This is a genomic window from Neorhizobium sp. T25_27 (assembly GCF_002968565.1).
Lineage (GTDB): Bacteria > Pseudomonadota > Alphaproteobacteria > Rhizobiales > Rhizobiaceae > Neorhizobium > Neorhizobium tomejilense.
In genome coordinates this window covers 833981-850967 of sequence record NZ_PVBJ01000001.1, presented here as the reverse complement: position 1 = coordinate 850967, position 16987 = coordinate 833981, and the positions used below count along the sequence as shown (strand labels likewise).

Below are 16987 nucleotides of genomic sequence, written 5' to 3'. Positions count from 1 at the left end.
GTCAGAGCCTCGGCATCTTGGAGAAGATGCGGAACGCGTTCTCCGTGGTAACCTTGGCTATTTCCGCGTAGCTGACGCCCATGCATTCGGCGAGCACTTCGGCCGTATTGACCACATAGGAAGGCTCGTTGCGCTTGCCGCGCCAGCGTTTTGGCGCAAGATACGGCGCGTCGGTCTCGACCAGCAGCCGGTCGAGCGGCACGGTTTTGGCGATCGTGCGCAGGTCTTCCGATTTCGGGAATGTCAGGATGCCGGAGAAGGATACATAGCCGCCGAGTTCCACGCCGATGCGGGCAAGGTCGGCGCCCGACGAGAAGCAGTGCAGGATGAAAGGGAAAGCCCCCTTCCCGCTTTCCGCCGTCAGGATCTCGGCCATGTCCTCGTCGGCGCTGCGGCTGTGGATGACCAGCGGCAGACCGGTTTCCCGGGCGGCCGCGATATGGCGGATCAGCCCGGTCTTCTGGTCGGCCGGCGCCTGCGTGTCGTAGAAATAGTCGAGCCCGGCCTCGCCGATCGCGACGATCTTCTCATGCGCATTGGCAAGCCGCACCAGGTCTTCGGTCTGGATGTCCAGTTCCTCGCCGGCGTTGTTCGGATGCGTGCCGACCGAGCAGAAGACCGACGGATACTGCTCGGTCAGTGCCAGTAGCCCGTCAAGTTTTCGAACCCGCGTCGAGATCGTCACCATCTGGCCGACGCCGGCCTCGTTGGCGCGCGACACGATTGCGTCGCGCTCCTCGGCGAAATCGGCAAAATCCAGGTGGCAATGGGTATCGATCAGCATGGATAAGGCCTTATACGCTCGCTTCCGGCGCCACATAACGCGGGAAGACCGGCGTCGGGGCTTCGAGCGGCGTGCCGGGCTTCAGGCGACCTGCTTCGCCGAGCGCCGCGAAATCACGGCTGTCGGCCGGAGAAGCCACGAGATCGAGCAGCTTGGCAGACGATTCCGGCATGAACGGCTGCAGCAGAATGGCGATCTGGCGCACGACTTCCGCCGTCACGTAGAGCACCGTGCCCATGCGGGCCGTATCCGTCTTTTTCAGCACCCACGGCGCCTGCGCCGCGAAATAACGGTCCGTCTCGGAAACGATACCGATGACCGCCGCAAGCGCGCGGTTGATCAGCTGCTTGTCCATCTCCTCGCGGCAGATGGCGATCAGTCCGTCGGCCGCCGCAAGCAGTTCCTTGTCGGCGTCGGTGAGCTCGCCCGGCTCCGGAACATGGCCGTCGCAATTCTTGACGATCATCGACAGCGAGCGGCTGGCAAGGTTGCCGATGCCGTTGGCCAGATCCGCATTGACGCGGGTGGCGATCAGCTGATCGTTGCAATTGCCGTCCTGACCGAAGGAAATCTCGCGGCAGAGATAATAGCGCACGTAGTCGAGCCCGAATTTCTCCAGAAGCTCGAACGGATCGACGACATTGCCGACCGACTTCGACATTTTCTCACCGGCATTCAGCACGAAGCCGTGGGCGAAGACGCGCTTCGGCAGCGGCAGCCTGGCAGACATCAGGAAGGCCGGCCAGTAGACCGCATGGAAGCGGATGATGTCCTTGCCGATGACATGCACGTCCGCCGGCCAATATTTGGCGCGGGGGCCGTTCGGATCTTCCATATATCCGGTTGCGGTGATGTAGTTGGTCAGCGCATCGACCCAGACATACATGACATGGGCCGGATCGTTCGGTACCTTGATACCCCAATCGAAGGTCGTGCGCGATACCGACAGGTCCCGGAGGCCGGATTTCACGAAGGAGATCACCTCGTTGCGGCGCTCGTTGGGGCCGATGAAATCCGGGTTTTCCTCGTAGTGCTTCAGCAGTTTGTCGCCGTATTCCGAGAGCTTGAAGAAGTAGCTGGACTCCTCAACCCACTCCACCGGCGTACCCTGCGGCCCGTAGCGGACGCCATCGCGCATCGATGTTTCGTCCTCGGCATAAAACGCTTCGTCGCGCACCGAATACCAGCCGGCATAGGTATCCTTGTAGATGTCGCCATTGTCGGCCATCCGGTTCCAGATATCCTTGGAGGCCTCGTGGTGGCGCTGCTCGGTGGTGCGGATGAAATCGTCGTTGGACGCGTTGAGCAGCTTGCCCATCGCTCGGAACTCACTCGAATTGCGCTCGGCAAGCGCTTCCGGCGCAATGCCTTCGGCGCGCGCCGTCTGCTGCATCTTCTGGCCGTGCTCGTCCGTGCCGGTCAGGAAGAAAACATCCTTGCCGTCCAGGCGCTGGAAGCGCGCCATGGCATCCGTCGCGATCAGCTCATAGGCATGGCCGATATGCGGCTTGCCGTTCGGGTAGGAAATCGCAGTGGTGATGTAATAGGGCGTCTTGTCGGACATCAGGGGCACTCGGGCACTTGGATTTGGATCATGCCGCTCTTAGCGCATGTTTTGCTGATGCGAAACACAAAGTTCCTTATGCGGTTCCCGCCCCTGCCCTCGGATCAGCGCCGCGCGGCATCGAGGATCGACAGGATCGTCTGCTTGCGGTCCAGATTGTAGGCCTGCGCGATGGTGATCTTCTCGGTCATGTCGCTGACCAGTTTCGCCTGCCGGTCGGCAGTCGGAAGATCGCCGGCAAGGGCCGCGTTGCGCGCCTTGGCGATCAGGTGATCGCTCAGGTGCTCCAGGAAAAAGCCGAAGATCACTTCGCTGTCCTTGCCGGACAGCACATCCGCCAGCCGGTGCATCGCCTTGCGGGCCGTCGGACCGTCGGCCGCGACCACCTCCTCGAAGGCGGAGATGATCTCGGTGCCGCCGTAGTTCAGGAGTTTCAGCGCCTGGGAAACGCTGCCCTTGGACTTGGCCAGCACCATCTCCTGGGTTTTGCCGCCGTCAAGCGGCGTACCCAGGCCTGCGAGCGCCTTCGCAAGATCCCGGTCACCGAGCGGCGACAGCCTCAGCGACTGGCATCGCGAGCGGATCGTCGGCAGCAGTTTTCCGGGTGCATGCGAGAGGACCAGGAACAGCGCCCGGCGCGGCGGTTCCTCGAGGATCTTCAGGATGGCGTTCGCAGCATTGCGGTTGAGATCGTCGGCCGGATCGATGATGACGATCCGCCAGTTGCCGGTGCCTGACGTCTGCGAGAAGAAATGCCCGGCCCTGCGCACCTCGTCCACCGTAATCGCGGTTTTCGTCTTGCCGGTCTTCTCGTCCACCGGCCGGGCCAGATGCAGGAGGTTATGCGAGGCCCCGGACGCGATCTGGCGGCTGACGGACGAATTGAGATCGGGATCGGCGAGACGATCGGGCGCAGTCGCGGGATCGGGATGCGAAAGCACGTGGTTGGCAAAGCGGAAAGCGAGCGTCGCCTTGCCGATCCCCTCCGGCCCCTCGATCAGGATCGCGTGGTGCCCCTTCCCCGAGCGGTAGCTGCGCGCCAGAAATTCCTCGGCGGCCTGATGCCCATAGAGATGCGGATTGCGCGCCGGCGGCACGGCGCCTTCCAGAATGCCGGCGGTTTCCTCGCTCATCCGACCGATTCCGCGCTGCTCTTCTGGGTAAAGCTCAGTTCGCGCACCAGCGGCTCGACAATCGCGAAAATCTCGTCGGCGATCTCGTCTTCGGAGCGCTCGGCATCGACCACATAGCAGCGTTCCGGTTCCGCCTCGGCGATTTCGAGATAGGCCTCGCGGCGTTTTTCGTGGGTTTCGATCTCTTCCCGCTCAAAACGATCGGGCGCGCTGTCGGCGCCGCGCTTGCGGGCGCGCTTCAGCCCGACTTCGGCCGGCAGATCGAGGATCAGCGTGCAATCCGGCACCACGCCGTTGATCGCCACCCGCTGCAGCGCCTCGATGTAATCGGGCTCCAGGTTGCCGGTGACACCCTGGTAGACGCGGGAGGAATCGATGAACCGGTCGCAGAGCACGACGGCGCCGCTTTCGAGCGCCGGCCGGATCACTTCCTCGACATGGTCGTTACGGGCCGCGGCAAACAGGATCGCCTCCATCCGCACGCCGAACTCTTCCGCAGCCCCCGAGAGCAGAACGTGGCGCACGGCTTCCGCCCCCGGCGAGCCGCCAGGCTCGCGGGTCATCAGCACATCATGGCCACGGCGGCGCAGCTGATCTGCGAGCCGGCGAATCTGGGTGGATTTGCCAGCCCCCTCGCCGCCTTCGAAAGTTACGAACAATCCGGAATGTTCTGCCACGCGTCTTTCCGCACTCAAATTTATGCTTCAGCTTATAACGCATATGGGTGCGCTGCGAAACATCGTGTTGTCAAAGCCAGAAGAACATCAGTTCAAGCAGCGCGTCCGTCGCCTGGCTGACGAGGCTACCGGTTTCGATCGGCTTGGCCGTTACCAGCGGCACTTCCCGCACCACCCGGTCGCCCGAAGAAATCCTCAGCACGCCGACATCCTGGCCTTCGGTCACCGGAGCCCTCAACGGCCAGCGATAGACGATTCGCCCGGAAAGGCGGTCGGGATTATTGGCCGGCAGGTAGATATCGACCGGTTCTTTGGCGATCAGATCGACATGGCTCGACGTGCCGCCATAGACGCTCGCCTGGCCGATCACCTCGCCCTGCTTGAACAGGACCTTGGTCTCGAACGAAGACAGCCCCCATTCGAGCACCCTTCTCGCCTCCTCCAGCCGTTCCTTGTCGCTGGCAAGCCCACCCATGGCAAGGAAGAGCCGCGTGCCGTTGCGTGCCACCGACGCCACCAGCGCATAACCCGAACCTTCGGCAAAACCGGCGCCAAGGCCATCAACGCCGATATTGAGCGAAAAGAGCGGGTTCTTGTTGCGCTGGAAGATCTTGTTCCAGGTAAAATCCGGCTGGGCGTAGATCGGATAGAATTCCGGATATTCGCGAAAGATGTGACGAGAGAGCTCGACGAGGTCGCGGGCGGTCGTGCGGCTCTCCGTATCCGGCAGGCCGGTGGAATTGCCGAAGACGGAACGACCGAGCCCGAGATCCTTGGCGCGCGCCGTCATCCGGGATGCAAATTCGGCTTCTGAACGGGAAATACCTTCCGCCAGCACGATGCAGGCATCGTTGCCGTTCTGGACGACGACGCCCCTGATGAGGTCTTCGACACGGATCTGGGATTTCAGCGCCGCGAACATGGTCGTGGTGCCCGAGGGCGCCCCGCCGGTGCGCCAGGCAAATTCGGAAACGGGGAAGACGGTCTCACGGTTGATCTCGCCCCGCTTCAGCGCACTGAAAACCACTTCCATGGTCATCAGCTTGGCGAGCGAGGCCGGCGGGAAGCCCTGGTTTTCGTTGGAGGCGAGCAGCACCGTGCCGGTCTTCGCCTCGACCATATAGACCTGCTTCGCCTTGGTCACGAAGGCGGGCGGTGGTTCCTGCGCGTTGACGGCTCCCGAAGGCGCGCCGGTTTGCAGGAATACTTGCAGCAATACTAGGCAAAGCAGAATCAGCAGGCGCCGCATGATCACCCCACGAACCGTCCTTCCCCATGCCTAGCAGTGGCGATTGCACCCTGCAATCGCCCATGAACTAGCGCACGGGCTTTTGAGCGGCCTTGGGACCTTCCAGCACCATGTTACCGAACACGACCTGCGGAGTTTTTGCCTGAGGAGCGGATGAATAGGCGGTTTCCAGGTTCCGGCCCTGCGACGACCGCGCCTGAGCTTCGACGGGGGAGGAAGAGGCGACCTGCCGGTTCTGCGCGGGAGCAACCCCGGCAACCGGCCGTTCGATCGGGTGCGGGCCGACCTGCGGCAATGCCGAGAAATTCTCGAAAGCCTCGAAGGCCTGGGGTGCGGAAGCTGCCGGCGCCGGGCCGCTCGGCGTGCGGCCTGCCAGCGCCATCGGACGCGGCATGGCCGAGCCGTAGCTCTGGAGCTGGTCGCCCAGCGTCTGGTTCGACGCGACCATGACGCCGGTTGCGATCTGGCCTTCCGGTCGGATCGACGGCAGGCGATCGCCCTTGCGGATGTAGGAGGCCATCAGGAACGGCATGTCCTTACCGTCCATGCGGGCGCGGCCGACATACTGCACGTTGACCTTGGCAGTGCCGATCCGCTTCATATCCAGCATTTCGGCCGTCTTGTCGGAAACGTCGATGATGCGGCCCGGATGATAAGGGCCGCGGTCGTTGACCCGGACGATGACCGAGGTGCCGTTGTCGATATTGGTCACCCGGGCATAACTCGGCAGCGGAAACGTCGGATGCGCGGCCGACAGGTGGTCGCTGTCATAGACTTCGCCATTGGCGGTCAGGCGGCCGTGGAAGGCGGACCCATACCAGGAGGCAAGACCGCTCCGGTTATAGTTCGGATCTTCCTTCGGAACGTAAGTCTGGCCCTTCACTTCATAAGGCTGGCCGACCATGAACCGGCCGCCACCCTTCGGCACCGACCGGCCGTCGCCGACCACGCGCGGGCTCGCCTTGACCCCATATTCCTTTTCGGAAAAATACTCTTTGCTGCGGGGTTTCGACTTCGGTGCCTCTGTCGTAGCGCAGGATGCCATCCCCGCGCAGACCATCGTTATCCCGAGCCATTTCGCACCCAGCGAAAGCTTGCCGCCACTCACACCCAAACTCATCCGTCCCATGCCGCCTTCACTGCACCAGGCTGCGAACGATCCTCGCGATCGCGCCGCCTTCACAGCCATTGAACCGGTCCGGGACATACCCCTATGCCGTCGGACACAATGGAGGCGAACTTTTGCTAGCATCGCGGCGAAAATGCGAACGAAAATAGGGGAAAAGATAAAATTCTATTTGATATGGTTAATCACGCATTAACAACGATCACTCGCAGCCAAGATTAACTTCGCAGGAATCCAGGTATTGCACAGTCAAAGTTCCGGATCATCATGCCATTGCGTCTGGAACGACAGCTGGCCGGTAAATACCGACTGCCCAGACTCGTTACGCACCTCGATGGAGATCGAGCCCTTCCCCCGCTCGGGAAATTCCTCGCGGGCGATGTCGGCCAATATCCGGCTCACCTCCCGGCTGATCTCCTCGCGGGTCGATATTTCCTGACCCTCATTGTCACGCACAGGCCCATCGCCATTGATCAAATCGAAGAAATATCGCGCCATTCCATGCTCGCTGCCTTGAGTATCTATCGACCGAATTTCCTTCGAGGGCATTTGTTCCCGCGCAGTGGTCAGTGTGTTCGAGGGATCTATATGGCCTCCTCATCCGTTCTTTCCCTCGGATATTGACGCCCGCCGAGGATAACCGTGATCGACTCCTTACTTCTCAACCTGGAACAGCATGACCTTCTCACCGATGAAGAGCGCGACATCCTCAGGCGTATCGTTGGCCGCGAAAGGCGCTTTCTGGCTGGAGAAGACCTGGTGGTCGAGGGATCGAGACCCGGCTACAGCAGCCTGCTCGTCGATGGGTTCGCTGCCCGATACAAACTGACGGCGGAAGGCTCGCGGCAGATCACGGCGCTCCACGTCGCCGGCGATTTCGTGGATTTGCATGCCTTCCTGCTGAAGACCATGGATCATGGCGTCATCGCGCTTTCTCCATGCCATGTCAGCTTTTCCGACCATGCCGACCTGAAGCAGGTGACGGAACAGCATCCCCACCTGACCCGGATGTTGTGGCTCGATACGCTGGTCCACGGCTCTATCCACCGCGCCTGGATCGTCGCGATGGGGCGGCGCTCCAAAGTCTCGCACCTCGCCCACATTCTTTGCGAACTCTATGTCCGGCTGGACGTGGTCCGCCGCACCAACGGCTGGAGCTTTTACCTCCCGCTCTCGCAAGGCGAGATGGCCGACGTGCTGGGATTGTCCCTCGTCCACATGAACCGCGTCATCCAGATCCTTAGGCGAGAACGCCTGATCTCCTGGTCCAACCAGACGATCACCATTCTCGACTGGGAACGGTTGCAGGAGGTGGCCGAATTCGATCCCACCTACCTCAGCCTGTCCGTGGAGCCACGGTGAGAGGCGTGAGGGAGAATCACGGTGCGGTATCATGATACGCCAACAATGGCGGAAGACCGGTCACCCGCTGAACCTGATGTATGGCAAGCCTCTACCCAACCGGCCTTCTGCGATCACCCCACCACCTCAGACACATAGACGGGATCAAACTTCGCGCAATGCTAGTTGAGCCTCGACACGCTGCGGAAGTTCGTCATAATCCCGTCAGTTATTCCGGGGGATTTTATGAAGTACTTTTTACTTGCTGTTTCAGCGTTTGCCTTGACTGCCTGCCAGACCCAAACGCCAGAGGAATGGAAGATGCAAAGATCATTCAGAAATTCAGCTGAACGTAGATGTCACGACAAGCAGGGGACGGACCTCTATTCGAAATGCGTTGAAAACGAGGTACAAGTAAGAAACCAGTTCGCGGAAAGTATCCTGGTTCGCTATGGCGCGAGAGCGAGGCGTTGATTGCCGCGCGCAATTGTTGCTCAAAGAGAACCCCGCTGACTAGGCGGGGTTTTGAATTGCGGCCGACCGATTGGGGTGTTGGCCGCATCGGATTTCAATCCCGAACTGAGGTTTGTATAGTCGTCCGAACGGGCGAGGTTGGCGCCGGCCTAACTGCACGATCTTCCCAGCCACGGATTTAAACGCAGCCGAGACGTTCGGGGTCTGCGTTTCAGTCGGCGTCAAGGCAGCATCTGGGGCAGGGCATCCGCCGGACGGCGCCGCAGCCACACGCCCGGTGGCCGCTCCATGGCTTATTTGCATGCTCTTCGCACACCCAGCCTGTAGCCCCGCCATCGCCCCGTGTTTCCATGCCCACATTTTCGCACCTCGATGCCCGCATTTATGCCCGCAAACGTGTGGGCATTGGTGCGAATGGATGCGAAAGCATGCACATAACTGGCACGCAAATGGCCGATGTTACAAGGGGCAAAGCGAGGCTATGCGAGCATATGCGAGGGAGGGATGGCGGAAGAGGTGGGATTCGAACCCACGGTACGGTTTCCCGCACGCCGGTTTTCAAGACCGGTTCCTTAAACCACTCGGACACTCTTCCAGTGCGCTGGCTTTATAACGATCACGCGTCCAGCGTCAACCTCGCCTGCCCCATCAGCCCTCGGCAAAGCTCTTCAGCGTCTCGCCCGAAAGCCGATAGCGGATCCACTCGTTCATCGGCTCTGCGCCGATCGCCTCGTAGAGCCGGATCGCCGGTTCGTTCCAGTCGAGCACGCTCCATTCGAACCGGCCGCAATCGTTCTCGATGGCGACCTGCGCCAGCCGCTTCAGCATCGCCTTTCCGGCGCCGAGCCCGCGCGCTGCCGGCGTCACATACAGGTCTTCGAGATAAAGCCCGTTTCTCGCCTGCCAGGTCGAATAGCTGAAGAACCAGATCGCCATGCCGACGGGTACGCCGTCCTTTTCGCAGACCAGTGCCCTGGTCACTGACGTCTCGCCGAAAATGGAGCTTTCGATCGTCTCGACGGTGGCCGCGACCTCGTGCTCGGCCCTTTCGTAGATCGCCAGCTCGCGGATGAAGCCGAGCAGCGCCGCGGCATCCCCGTGGACACCCTCCCGTATGGTCAATGCCATCGAAAACCCTTTGAATTGAATGGGCTGAAGCTATGTCTTCAAGCTGACTTCGGTGTCAAGAGACGTGCCGCGGCCCTCACTCGGCGGCGGTCTTGATCTCGATCACCTCGACCTCGTAGGAATACCCGTCCAGCATGCCGTAGGCCTGCTCGATATTCTCGATCTCGGTCTCGGCCCTGCCGATCGCGTCGTTGATCGCTTCACACCGGGACCTCAGCATGCGGCCCAGCACATCCGTCTCGGGCTTGCGGCCGATACGGTCGATGTGGTTGCGGATGCGGGCGCGGTGGCGCTCCATCTCCAGGATATGGAAGCGGGCATTGACGATCTTGTCGGTCAGCTTGCGCCGTATGGCGGCGACCGGATCGAAACTTCCCGGCTCGCGCTCGTCGAGGATGATCTCGTTGACCAGCGTTTCGAGAATCACCAGCCCCTGGAGATCCTTCGTGTCGGCGAGTTCCGGGTCGTAACCCGTATCGTCGTAGACTTTTCGGCGTACCGGATCGGAGAGCAGTTCATAAGACACGGTCAGTTTTCCGAATGCATCGACGTCGCCGCCGGCATCCGGGTGAACCGTTTTCGCGCGTTTGCGATAGGCGGACTTGATGGCTACGCCATCCGCCTCGCGCGAAACACCAAGCATCTCATAAGGGTCGATCACAGTGTCACCTGTTTTCGGCAAATCCGGTTTCATTGTCTAACGGCTAAGGCCAGAGGTCTCAACCCCTCACCGACTCTTGTGGCCAATTATGGGCAGGCCATACCCTTGCCGGATTTTCCCACAGGGCAGTTTAGCCGGCTAGCGGCGCCGGCGCGGCCATGACGGGCGACGACCCTCGGCGACGGGCGCCATCAGGAAGCTGACCAGGACGCAAGGCAGGAGCACAAGGAAGGTCGCGACGAGATCGACATGTTCGGCAATGAAGCCGAGCAGCGGCGGCACGCCGATCGTCGACAACATCAGCGTCAGGCCCAGCGCCGCGAGGTTTTCCGACGGCTGACCCTTGCCGAGCTCGATCGTTGTCGAGACTGCGAGCGGGTAGGCGAGCGCCACGCCGCAGCCTATCAGGAAAAGCGCAAGGCCGGAAAGCGTCAGGCTCGGCGTCGCCACGAGAAGGACAATCCCAAGAGCGACGGAAACGGCCGAGGCACGCACTAGCACCATGGATCCCAAACTGTCCCGCAGCATGTCGCCGGAAAGTCGCGTCAGCCCCATGCCGACGGTGAAGGCCGCATAAAGCACGCCGGCAATCGCCGGATCGGCCTTCAGCTGTTCGCGCAGAAAAAAAATGCCCCAGTCGTAGACCGCGCCCTCGACGATGCAGAGGCCGAAAACCATGACGCAGATCAGCACGATCATCCTGTCCGGAAGCACATATGCCCCGCGCTTGTGGTCGGGTCGCGTTTGCGGAGACGCCTCCTTGGGGGTGATCCAGAACACCAGCAGGCACGCCGCGACGACAAAACCGGCGGCCATGATCTGCTGCACGAAGGGCGTCACCGCCTTTTCGGCCAGGAAGCCGGAACCCAGGGAGCCGGCCAGCAGGCCGACCGACCAGAAACCGTGGCTGCGGGACAGCACCTTGCGGCCGGTTCGCTGTTCTATGCCGGCGGAAATCATGTTGGCAGCCACGTCGAAAATCGTGCGGAAGAAACCGAAGAGAAAGAAACAGATCACAAATCCCACGACCGGAAAGACGGTCAGCGCCGGCGTGAGCATGGCGCAGATCGGCAGAGTGACCAGTGCCGTCAGCCGCGGAGTAAAGCGGTCGTTGATACGTCCTGCAAGCGGCAATGCGAGAAAGGTCCCGACAGGGGCGCTCAGCAACGCCAGACCGAGGCCGGCCTTGTCGATTCCGAGCGACGCCTGGATAGCCGGCAATCGGGTGAACAGCGAAATGAACAGGATGGCATTGCTGAAATAGAGGAGGGCCGGCGGCAAAAGGTTTTTCATCGAAATAGCATGTCCGGGCGAATCAATATTCCCGTCGCATTCCTGACAGTGTCGGCCGATACCGACAAGCCGTGATAACGGGACCCTGCCCTGCGCCACCGGTGGGCGGAATATCACGAAAACGTGCGGATAACGGCAGCGGCCGCCTCAACGCGTCATCATTCTGTAATCATTCGGATTCGTTTGCCTTCAAGAAAGGCGTTGCGCAAAAAAACCGCAGGCGCCATCTTCTCCTTGCGCCCAAAGGCGCTAGCCTTCTGGTGCTCGCCCCTGGAGAAAGCCCGATGCTGGTTCGATATCTTGCAGTCGTTCTGTGTTTCGCTCTCTGTTCCTTCACCGCCGTCAAGGCCGAGGATCCCGTCGCCAATGCCCAGGCGGTGATTTCCGGCCAGATCGCCGCGCTCATGCAGGATGACGCGGAAAAGGCCTATTCCTTCGCCTCGCCCGGGATCCGCAGCCTCTATCCCAACAAGGACCGGTTCCTGGATATGGTGCGGAAAACCTACGAGCCGGTCTATCACGCCGGCAACTATGCCTTCGGCCGCTCGAAGATGATCGGCGGCGGCGAAGTGGTGCTGCAGGAAGTGATGATCAGCGCCAGGGAAGGCAAGGACTGGACGGCCATCTACGAAATGCGGCTGATGGACGACGGGTCCTACAAGGTCAACGGCGTGCGGATGATCCGCAACACCGCCAGCCAGGGTATCTGACAGCGTCGATCAGACCGGATCGATATCGCCCTTCGCCCACATTTCCTGGGTTTCGGCGTAGAAATCGGCGAACCGCCCCTCGGCGATCGCCTGGCGGATGCCCTTCATCAGATCCTGATAGTAGTTCAGGTTGTTCCAGGAGAGCAGCATGCCGCCAAGCGCCTCGTCGGCGCGCACCAGATGGTGCAGATAGGCGCGGGAATAATCGCGCGCGGCCGGGCAGTTCGATTCCTCGTCCAGCGGCCGCATGTCCTCCGCATGGCGGGCATTGCGGATATTGACCTTGCCGCGGCGGGTGAAGGCGAGCCCATGGCGGCCCGAACGGGTCGGCATCACGCAATCGAACATGTCGATGCCGCGCGCCACCGATTTCAGCATGTCGTCCGGCGTGCCGACGCCCATCAGGTAACGCGGCTTTTCGAACGGCAGAACCGGAAGCGTGGTTTCGAGCATCTTCAGCATGACGTCCTGCGGCTCGCCGACGGCAAGCCCACCGACCGCATAACCCTTCAGATCGAGCTGTTTCAGGCCTTCGGCTGAGCGGACGCGCAGTTCCGGCTGGTCACCGCCCTGGACGATGCCGAACATCGCCTTGCCCGGCTGATCGCCGAAAGCGACGCGGCAACGCTCGGCCCAGCGCAGCGACAGTTCCATTGCCCGCTCGATCTCCTTCGGCTCGGCGGGCAGCGCCACGCATTCGTCGAGCTGCATCTGGATGTCGGAGCCGAGCAGGCCTTGAATTTCGATCGAGCGCTCCGGCGACATGTGGTGCAGGCTGCCGTCGACATGGCTCTTGAACGTCACGCCCTTCTCGTCGAGCTTCCGAAGGCCCGACAGCGACATGACCTGGAAACCGCCGCTATCGGTGAGGATCGGATGTTTCCAGCGGATCAGTTCATGCAGGCCGCCAAGCCGGGCGACGCGCTCCGCACCCGGGCGCAGCATCAGGTGATAGGTATTGCCGAGAATGATATCGGCACCGGTATCGCGCACCTGGTCGAGATACATGGCCTTGACAGTGCCGACCGTGCCGACCGGCATGAAGGCCGGGGTGCGGATCGTGCCGCGCGGCATGGTGATTTCGCCAAGCCGCGCGCCGCCATCGGTAGCCTTGAGATTGAACTGGAAAGTCTCGGTCATCGGTTGTCCCGGAAAAGCAGGCTGGAATCGCCATAGGAATAAAAGCGGTAGCCGGTTTCGATCGCGTGGGAATAGGCCGCGCGCATCGTCTCCAGCCCGCAGAAGGCCGAAACCAGCATGAACAGCGTCGATCGCGGCAGGTGGAAATTGGTCATCAGCATATCGACCGCCTTGAAGCGGTAGCCCGGCGTGATGAATATGCCGGTCGCCCCGCTCCAGGGTTTTACCGTGCCGTCATCGGCAACGGCGCTCTCGATCAGGCGCAAAGAGGTGGTGCCGACGCAGACGATGCGCCCACCGGCGCGTTTCACCGCATTCAGCCGCGCGGCGGTCTCGGCGCTGACATGGCCGATCTCCTGGTGCATCTTGTGCTCGGCCGTGTCGTCCGCCTTGACCGGCAGGAAGGTCCCTGCCCCGACATGCAGCGTCACGAAATGCCGTTCGATGCCGGCAGCAGCGAGGTTCGAGAAAAGCTCCGGCGTGAAATGCAGGCCCGCCGTCGGCGCCGCGACGGCACCTTCCTCGCGAGCGTAGATGGTCTGGTAGTCCTTTTGGTCCTGTGCGTCTTCCGGGCGCTTGGCGGCGATATAGGGCGGCAGCGGAATGTGCCCGACCGCCATGATCGCCTCGTCGAGCGCCGGGCCGGAAAGATCGAAGCGCAGGGTGACTTCGCCGCCCTCGCCCTTGTCTTCTACGGTTGCGGCAAGCGAACCGATCAGGCAGGCATTGCCGCCATGGCCGAATTCGAGCCGGTCGCCGATCTTGATGCGTTTTCCAGGTTTGGCGAAGGCCTTCCAGCGATCGGGCGCAACGCGCATATGCAGCGTCGCGGAGACCTGCTGGCCACCCGCTCCTTCGCGGTGGCGGATGCCTTCCAACTGCGCCGGTATGACCTTGGTGTCGTTGAAGACCAGCGCGTCGCCCGGTTTCAGGAAACCCGGCAGATCGGACACGCGGTGATCGGCAAGCACCGGCTGGCCCGCTGATTCTCCCTCTGGCCGCACGACGAGCAACCGGGCGCTGTCACGCGGGCTCGCGGGCCTCAGCGCTATATTTTTTTCCGGGAGATCGAAGTCGAAGAGATCGACGCGCATGGATTTTCCAAAAAAAGCGAAGCCCGCCCCGCCGACAGACGGAGCGGGCCATTCGTTCCGTCGAGATCAGACGTCGGCGGCGACGCGCACCGAAACGATCGAGTCCGGATCCTTGACCGGCTCGCCCTTCTTGATCTGGTCGATGAAGTCCATGCCTTCGATGACCTGGCCCCACACAGTGTACTGCTTGTTCAGCCACGGGGCGTCGGTGAAGCAGATGAAGAACTGCGAGTTGGCCGAGTTCGGGCTCTGCGAACGGGCCATGGAGCAGGTGCCGCGGACATGCGGGACGGCGGAGAATTCAGCCTTGAGGTCCGGCTTTTCCGAGCCACCCATGCCGGCGCGGGCCGGGTTGAAGCTCTCGGAACCCTGCTTGCCGAATTTCACGTCGCCTGTCTGGGCCATGAAATCGGGAATGACGCGATGGAAAACCACGCCGTCATAGGCGTTCTCGCGGGCAAGCTCCTTGACGCGGGCGACGTGGCCCGGCGCCAGGTCGGGCAGAAGCGAGATGACGACCTTGCCCTTGGTGGTTTCCATGATGAGGGTGTTTTCCGGATCTTTGATCTCGGCCATATGCTTTCTCCTTAATTCGGCACCCGATCGTCGTCTGCGACAGGGGCGCCCTTCGTTTAATTCCTGCGGCCTACTTCTTACCGACGGTGACCTTGATCATCTTGTCGGGATTGGTGACCTCGCCATTGCTACCCTGGCCGCGCTTGATCTTGTCGACCAGTTCCATGCCGGACACGACCTTGCCAACGGCGGTATACTGGCCGTCCAGGCTCGGGTATTTGGTGAACATGATGAAGAATTGCGAGTTCGCGGAATTCGGATCCTGCGACCGCGCCATGCCGACGATACCGCGCTCGAACGGCACTTTCGAGAATTCGGCCGGAATATCCGGCATTTCCGAGCCGCCCATCCCGGCGCGAGCCGGGTTGAAGCTCTTGCCCCCCTGCTTGCCGAACTCTACGTCGCCCGTCTGGGCCATGAAGCCGTTGATGACCCGATGGAAGACGACGTTGTCGTATTCGCCCTTGGTGGCGAGCGCCTTCATCTGCGCCACATGTTTCGGCGCAACTTCCGGCATCAGCTGGATCAGCACGGGGCCATCCTTCAGCTCGATGGTCAGGAAATCATCCGGCGCGGCAACAGCCGGCAGAACCATGGAGGCGAGGGCGAAAGCGCCGGCGACGGCAAGACGAAGCAGTTTCATGGAAAGATCTCCGGGTTTCGGAAACGATCAGCGTTTCAGCTTGTTGTTCAGGGCCTTCAGGACCGCGGCAGGCACGAAAGCGCTGACGTCGCCGCCCATCGCCGCGATCTGCCGGACTAATGTGGCCGTAATGGGCCGCGACGCAGTGCCTGCAGGCAGGAAGACGGTCTGGATATCCGGCGCCATCTGCCGGTTCATGCCTGCCATCTGCATTTCGTAGTCGAGATCGGTGCCGTCGCGCAGGCCGCGGATCAATAGGCCGGCGCCGTTGGCGCGGGCGGCATCGACCACCAGCTTGTCGAAGGAAACCACCGATACGTGGCTGGCTTTGCCCGGCAACGCTTCGGCAAGCGAGGCGCTGATGAGTTCGGCCCGCTCCTCGAAGGTGAACATCGGCACCTTGCCCGGATGAATGCCGATCGCGACGATCACCTTGTCCGCGACATTCAGCGCCTGGACGAGCACGTCCAGATGTCCGTGGGTCATCGGATCGAAAGAACCGGGATAAAAAGCGGTGGTCATGCCGAGGTCCGGAACTGTTTCAGCGAAATTTCACGCGCCTTTTGTCACGGAAGCCGCCCAACCGCAAGCATCTCCCAATTCTGAACGAAAGATGAATGGCCCGTTCAAGGGCGTTTCAGCGGCGCCATGGTCTTATGGCGATCGTGGCGGGCGAAAGACCCGTGCGTATCTCGGGAGAAACGACGACAAATGCTGGCTTTGATGGTGATGGGAGCCGTGGTTCTCGCTTTTGCATTGGAGGCTTTCGTAGTCGCCTTCGGACCGGAAGAAGCCTGAAAGAGACTTCGAATTCTGAACGCCAGATGAACAGAGCATTCAAGGTCGCTTCAGAGCCACACGGTTAAGTATCTCTCAAAATGCGGTGGAACCTGTTTGCGCGATGCGCGTTCAGGCTAACAAGAAGGACAGATGGCGATGATCGCGAGAAGGAAAACGATCATGCTGGACAAGATCACCATGATCAACCTGGTCTGGACGGCCATGATTGCGGTGATGCTGACGGCAACGGTAACCCTTTATCAAGATAAATCCCAATTGGCAGATCTCAATTATCCGCAAGTAACGGGCCGTTATAGCGATCTCTCGTACTACTGAGGCGGATACACGGACGAGAAAGGAACCCCATGTTCGTGACGTTGACAGTACTTGCAGGTTTGATCAGCATCATGTTCGTGGCTTCCGTGGCCTCAACGATTTCCGAGCTCCGGCGCGAACGTGCCGACATGAAGGATTTCAGGGATTTCTCGCGCCGCCACAGCGTGTTCTGACGGATTGCCCGATTTGACGATTTGACAGTAGCGAACCGCATTCACGCAGACTTTCCCGTCGCAAGCGGTTCAAACAAAAGCCGGAGGATTTTCATCCTCCGGCTT

19 protein-coding genes and 1 tRNA gene are annotated in these 16987 nt (G+C 61.2%); 4 read left to right on the top strand and 16 right to left on the bottom strand.

Features of this window, described 5'->3' with window-relative positions:
* Nucleotide 1: 1 nt before the first annotated feature.
* The 7 genes from C5J24_RS04210 to C5J24_RS04180 form a co-directional block, all read right to left on the bottom strand.
* Nucleotides 2-784, bottom strand: a complete 783-nt coding sequence (locus C5J24_RS04210; RefSeq protein ID WP_105415809.1) for a TatD family hydrolase — start codon at nucleotides 782-784, stop codon at nucleotides 2-4.
* A 10-nt stretch (nucleotides 785-794) separates the two neighbouring features.
* Nucleotides 795-2348: a methionine--tRNA ligase gene (metG, locus tag C5J24_RS04205; protein WP_105415807.1), complete on the bottom strand. Its 1554-nt coding sequence runs from the start codon at nucleotides 2346-2348 to the stop codon at nucleotides 795-797.
* 104 nt (nucleotides 2349-2452) lie between these two features.
* Nucleotides 2453-3481 carry a DNA polymerase III subunit delta' gene (locus C5J24_RS04200; RefSeq protein WP_105415805.1) on the bottom strand — a complete coding sequence of 343 codons (1029 nt, stop codon included), beginning with the start codon at nucleotides 3479-3481 and terminating at the stop codon, nucleotides 2453-2455.
* Nucleotides 3478-4158: a dTMP kinase gene (tmk, locus tag C5J24_RS04195; protein WP_105400862.1), complete on the bottom strand. Its 681-nt coding sequence runs from the start codon at nucleotides 4156-4158 to the stop codon at nucleotides 3478-3480. The genes C5J24_RS04200 and tmk overlap by 4 nt, the downstream gene beginning before the upstream one ends.
* A 70-nt stretch (nucleotides 4159-4228) precedes the next feature.
* Complete coding sequence (locus tag C5J24_RS04190) at nucleotides 4229-5407, bottom strand: D-alanyl-D-alanine carboxypeptidase family protein (RefSeq protein WP_205836917.1); 1179 nt, start codon at nucleotides 5405-5407, stop codon at nucleotides 4229-4231.
* 67 nt (nucleotides 5408-5474) lie between these two features.
* Nucleotides 5475-6527: a septal ring lytic transglycosylase RlpA family protein gene (locus tag C5J24_RS04185; protein ID WP_105416636.1), complete on the bottom strand. Its 1053-nt coding sequence runs from the start codon at nucleotides 6525-6527 to the stop codon at nucleotides 5475-5477.
* 255 nt (nucleotides 6528-6782) lie between these two features.
* Nucleotides 6783-7031 (bottom strand): hypothetical protein, encoded by a 249-nt coding sequence (locus C5J24_RS04180; protein WP_105416634.1) that lies wholly within the window; start codon nucleotides 7029-7031, stop codon nucleotides 6783-6785.
* Between the two features lie 144 nt (nucleotides 7032-7175).
* Here C5J24_RS04180 and C5J24_RS04175 point away from each other — a divergent pair, with 144 nt between their 5' ends.
* Nucleotides 7176-7895, top strand: coding sequence for a Crp/Fnr family transcriptional regulator (locus C5J24_RS04175; RefSeq protein WP_105415803.1), 720 nt, complete (start codon nucleotides 7176-7178; stop codon nucleotides 7893-7895).
* A 958-nt stretch (nucleotides 7896-8853) separates the two neighbouring features.
* On the opposite strand, the gene C5J24_RS04165 is transcribed toward C5J24_RS04175, so the two are convergent.
* The 4 genes from C5J24_RS04165 to C5J24_RS04150 all read right to left on the bottom strand — a co-directional run bounded on the left by C5J24_RS04165 (nucleotide 8854) and on the right by C5J24_RS04150 (nucleotide 11430).
* Nucleotides 8854-8943, bottom strand: a tRNA-Ser gene (locus C5J24_RS04165).
* Between the two features lie 53 nt (nucleotides 8944-8996).
* Nucleotides 8997-9476, bottom strand: coding sequence for a GNAT family N-acetyltransferase (locus C5J24_RS04160; RefSeq protein WP_105415799.1), 480 nt, complete (start codon nucleotides 9474-9476; stop codon nucleotides 8997-8999).
* Nucleotides 9477-9552: 76 nt separating this feature from the next.
* The gene (locus tag C5J24_RS04155) at nucleotides 9553-10137 is read right to left on the bottom strand and encodes a J domain-containing protein (protein ID WP_172723838.1); all 585 of its coding nucleotides are present in this window, start codon (nucleotides 10135-10137) and stop codon (nucleotides 9553-9555) included.
* A gap of 138 nt (nucleotides 10138-10275) precedes the next feature.
* A complete protein-coding gene (locus C5J24_RS04150; RefSeq protein WP_105415797.1) occupies nucleotides 10276-11430 on the bottom strand; it encodes an MFS transporter in 1155 nt (384 codons plus the stop codon).
* A 284-nt stretch (nucleotides 11431-11714) separates the two neighbouring features.
* Here C5J24_RS04150 and C5J24_RS04145 point away from each other — a divergent pair, with 284 nt between their 5' ends.
* A complete protein-coding gene (locus tag C5J24_RS04145) occupies nucleotides 11715-12140 on the top strand; it encodes a DUF4864 domain-containing protein (protein ID WP_046606992.1) in 426 nt (141 codons plus the stop codon).
* Between the two features lie 9 nt (nucleotides 12141-12149).
* Here C5J24_RS04145 and tgt read toward each other — a convergent pair whose 3' ends face one another.
* From tgt to coaD, 5 genes are all read right to left on the bottom strand, one after another.
* The gene (tgt, locus tag C5J24_RS04140; protein ID WP_105415795.1) at nucleotides 12150-13280 is read right to left on the bottom strand and encodes a tRNA guanosine(34) transglycosylase Tgt; all 1131 of its coding nucleotides are present in this window, start codon (nucleotides 13278-13280) and stop codon (nucleotides 12150-12152) included.
* Nucleotides 13277-14374: a tRNA preQ1(34) S-adenosylmethionine ribosyltransferase-isomerase QueA gene (gene queA, locus C5J24_RS04135; protein WP_105415793.1), complete on the bottom strand. Its 1098-nt coding sequence runs from the start codon at nucleotides 14372-14374 to the stop codon at nucleotides 13277-13279. Before queA ends, tgt begins: the two co-directional genes overlap by 4 nt.
* A gap of 66 nt (nucleotides 14375-14440) precedes the next feature.
* Nucleotides 14441-14950 (bottom strand): peptidylprolyl isomerase, encoded by a 510-nt coding sequence (locus C5J24_RS04130; RefSeq protein WP_046633694.1) that lies wholly within the window; start codon nucleotides 14948-14950, stop codon nucleotides 14441-14443.
* Nucleotides 14951-15020: 70 nt separating this feature from the next.
* Nucleotides 15021-15593 (bottom strand): peptidylprolyl isomerase, encoded by a 573-nt coding sequence (locus tag C5J24_RS04125; RefSeq protein ID WP_105415791.1) that lies wholly within the window; start codon nucleotides 15591-15593, stop codon nucleotides 15021-15023.
* A 27-nt stretch (nucleotides 15594-15620) separates the two neighbouring features.
* Entirely contained in the window at nucleotides 15621-16115 is a 495-nt protein-coding gene (coaD, locus tag C5J24_RS04120) for a pantetheine-phosphate adenylyltransferase (RefSeq protein WP_105415789.1), read from the bottom strand.
* Nucleotides 16116-16553: 438 nt separating this feature from the next.
* Here coaD and C5J24_RS04115 point away from each other — a divergent pair, with 438 nt between their 5' ends.
* Nucleotides 16554-16709: a hypothetical protein gene (locus tag C5J24_RS04115; RefSeq protein WP_155414821.1), complete on the top strand. Its 156-nt coding sequence runs from the start codon at nucleotides 16554-16556 to the stop codon at nucleotides 16707-16709.
* A gap of 29 nt (nucleotides 16710-16738) precedes the next feature.
* Nucleotides 16739-16882, top strand: a complete 144-nt coding sequence (locus C5J24_RS31730; protein ID WP_167336316.1) for a hypothetical protein — start codon at nucleotides 16739-16741, stop codon at nucleotides 16880-16882.
* Nucleotides 16883-16987 lie beyond the last annotated feature (105 nt).

Excerpts from the sequence above, each read along its gene's own strand:
- C5J24_RS04160 (WP_105415799.1), bottom strand. The coding sequence starts at position 9,476 with ATGGCATTGACCATACGGGAGGGTGTCCACGGGGATGCCGCGGCGCTG.
- C5J24_RS31730 (WP_167336316.1), top strand. The coding sequence starts at position 16,739 with ATGTTCGTGACGTTGACAGTACTTGCAGGTTTGATCAGCATCATGTTC.
- C5J24_RS04190 (WP_205836917.1), bottom strand. The coding sequence starts at position 5,407 with ATGCGGCGCCTGCTGATTCTGCTTTGCCTAGTATTGCTGCAAGTATTC.
- C5J24_RS04145 (WP_046606992.1), top strand. The coding sequence starts at position 11,715 with ATGCTGGTTCGATATCTTGCAGTCGTTCTGTGTTTCGCTCTCTGTTCC.
- coaD (WP_105415789.1), bottom strand. The coding sequence starts at position 16,115 with ATGACCACCGCTTTTTATCCCGGTTCTTTCGATCCGATGACCCACGGA.
- C5J24_RS04180 (WP_105416634.1), bottom strand. The coding sequence starts at position 7,031 with ATGGCGCGATATTTCTTCGATTTGATCAATGGCGATGGGCCTGTGCGT.
- C5J24_RS04185 (WP_105416636.1), bottom strand. The coding sequence starts at position 6,527 with ATGAGTTTGGGTGTGAGTGGCGGCAAGCTTTCGCTGGGTGCGAAATGG.
- metG (WP_105415807.1), bottom strand. The coding sequence starts at position 2,348 with ATGTCCGACAAGACGCCCTATTACATCACCACTGCGATTTCCTACCCG.
- queA (WP_105415793.1), bottom strand. The coding sequence starts at position 14,374 with ATGCGCGTCGATCTCTTCGACTTCGATCTCCCGGAAAAAAATATAGCG.
- tgt (WP_105415795.1), bottom strand. The coding sequence starts at position 13,280 with ATGACCGAGACTTTCCAGTTCAATCTCAAGGCTACCGATGGCGGCGCG.
- C5J24_RS04200 (WP_105415805.1), bottom strand. The coding sequence starts at position 3,481 with ATGAGCGAGGAAACCGCCGGCATTCTGGAAGGCGCCGTGCCGCCGGCG.
- C5J24_RS04115 (WP_155414821.1), top strand. The coding sequence starts at position 16,554 with ATGCTGGACAAGATCACCATGATCAACCTGGTCTGGACGGCCATGATT.
- C5J24_RS04130 (WP_046633694.1), bottom strand. The coding sequence starts at position 14,950 with ATGGCCGAGATCAAAGATCCGGAAAACACCCTCATCATGGAAACCACC.
- C5J24_RS04210 (WP_105415809.1), bottom strand. The coding sequence starts at position 784 with ATGCTGATCGATACCCATTGCCACCTGGATTTTGCCGATTTCGCCGAG.
- C5J24_RS04125 (WP_105415791.1), bottom strand. The coding sequence starts at position 15,593 with ATGAAACTGCTTCGTCTTGCCGTCGCCGGCGCTTTCGCCCTCGCCTCC.
- C5J24_RS04150 (WP_105415797.1), bottom strand. The coding sequence starts at position 11,430 with ATGAAAAACCTTTTGCCGCCGGCCCTCCTCTATTTCAGCAATGCCATC.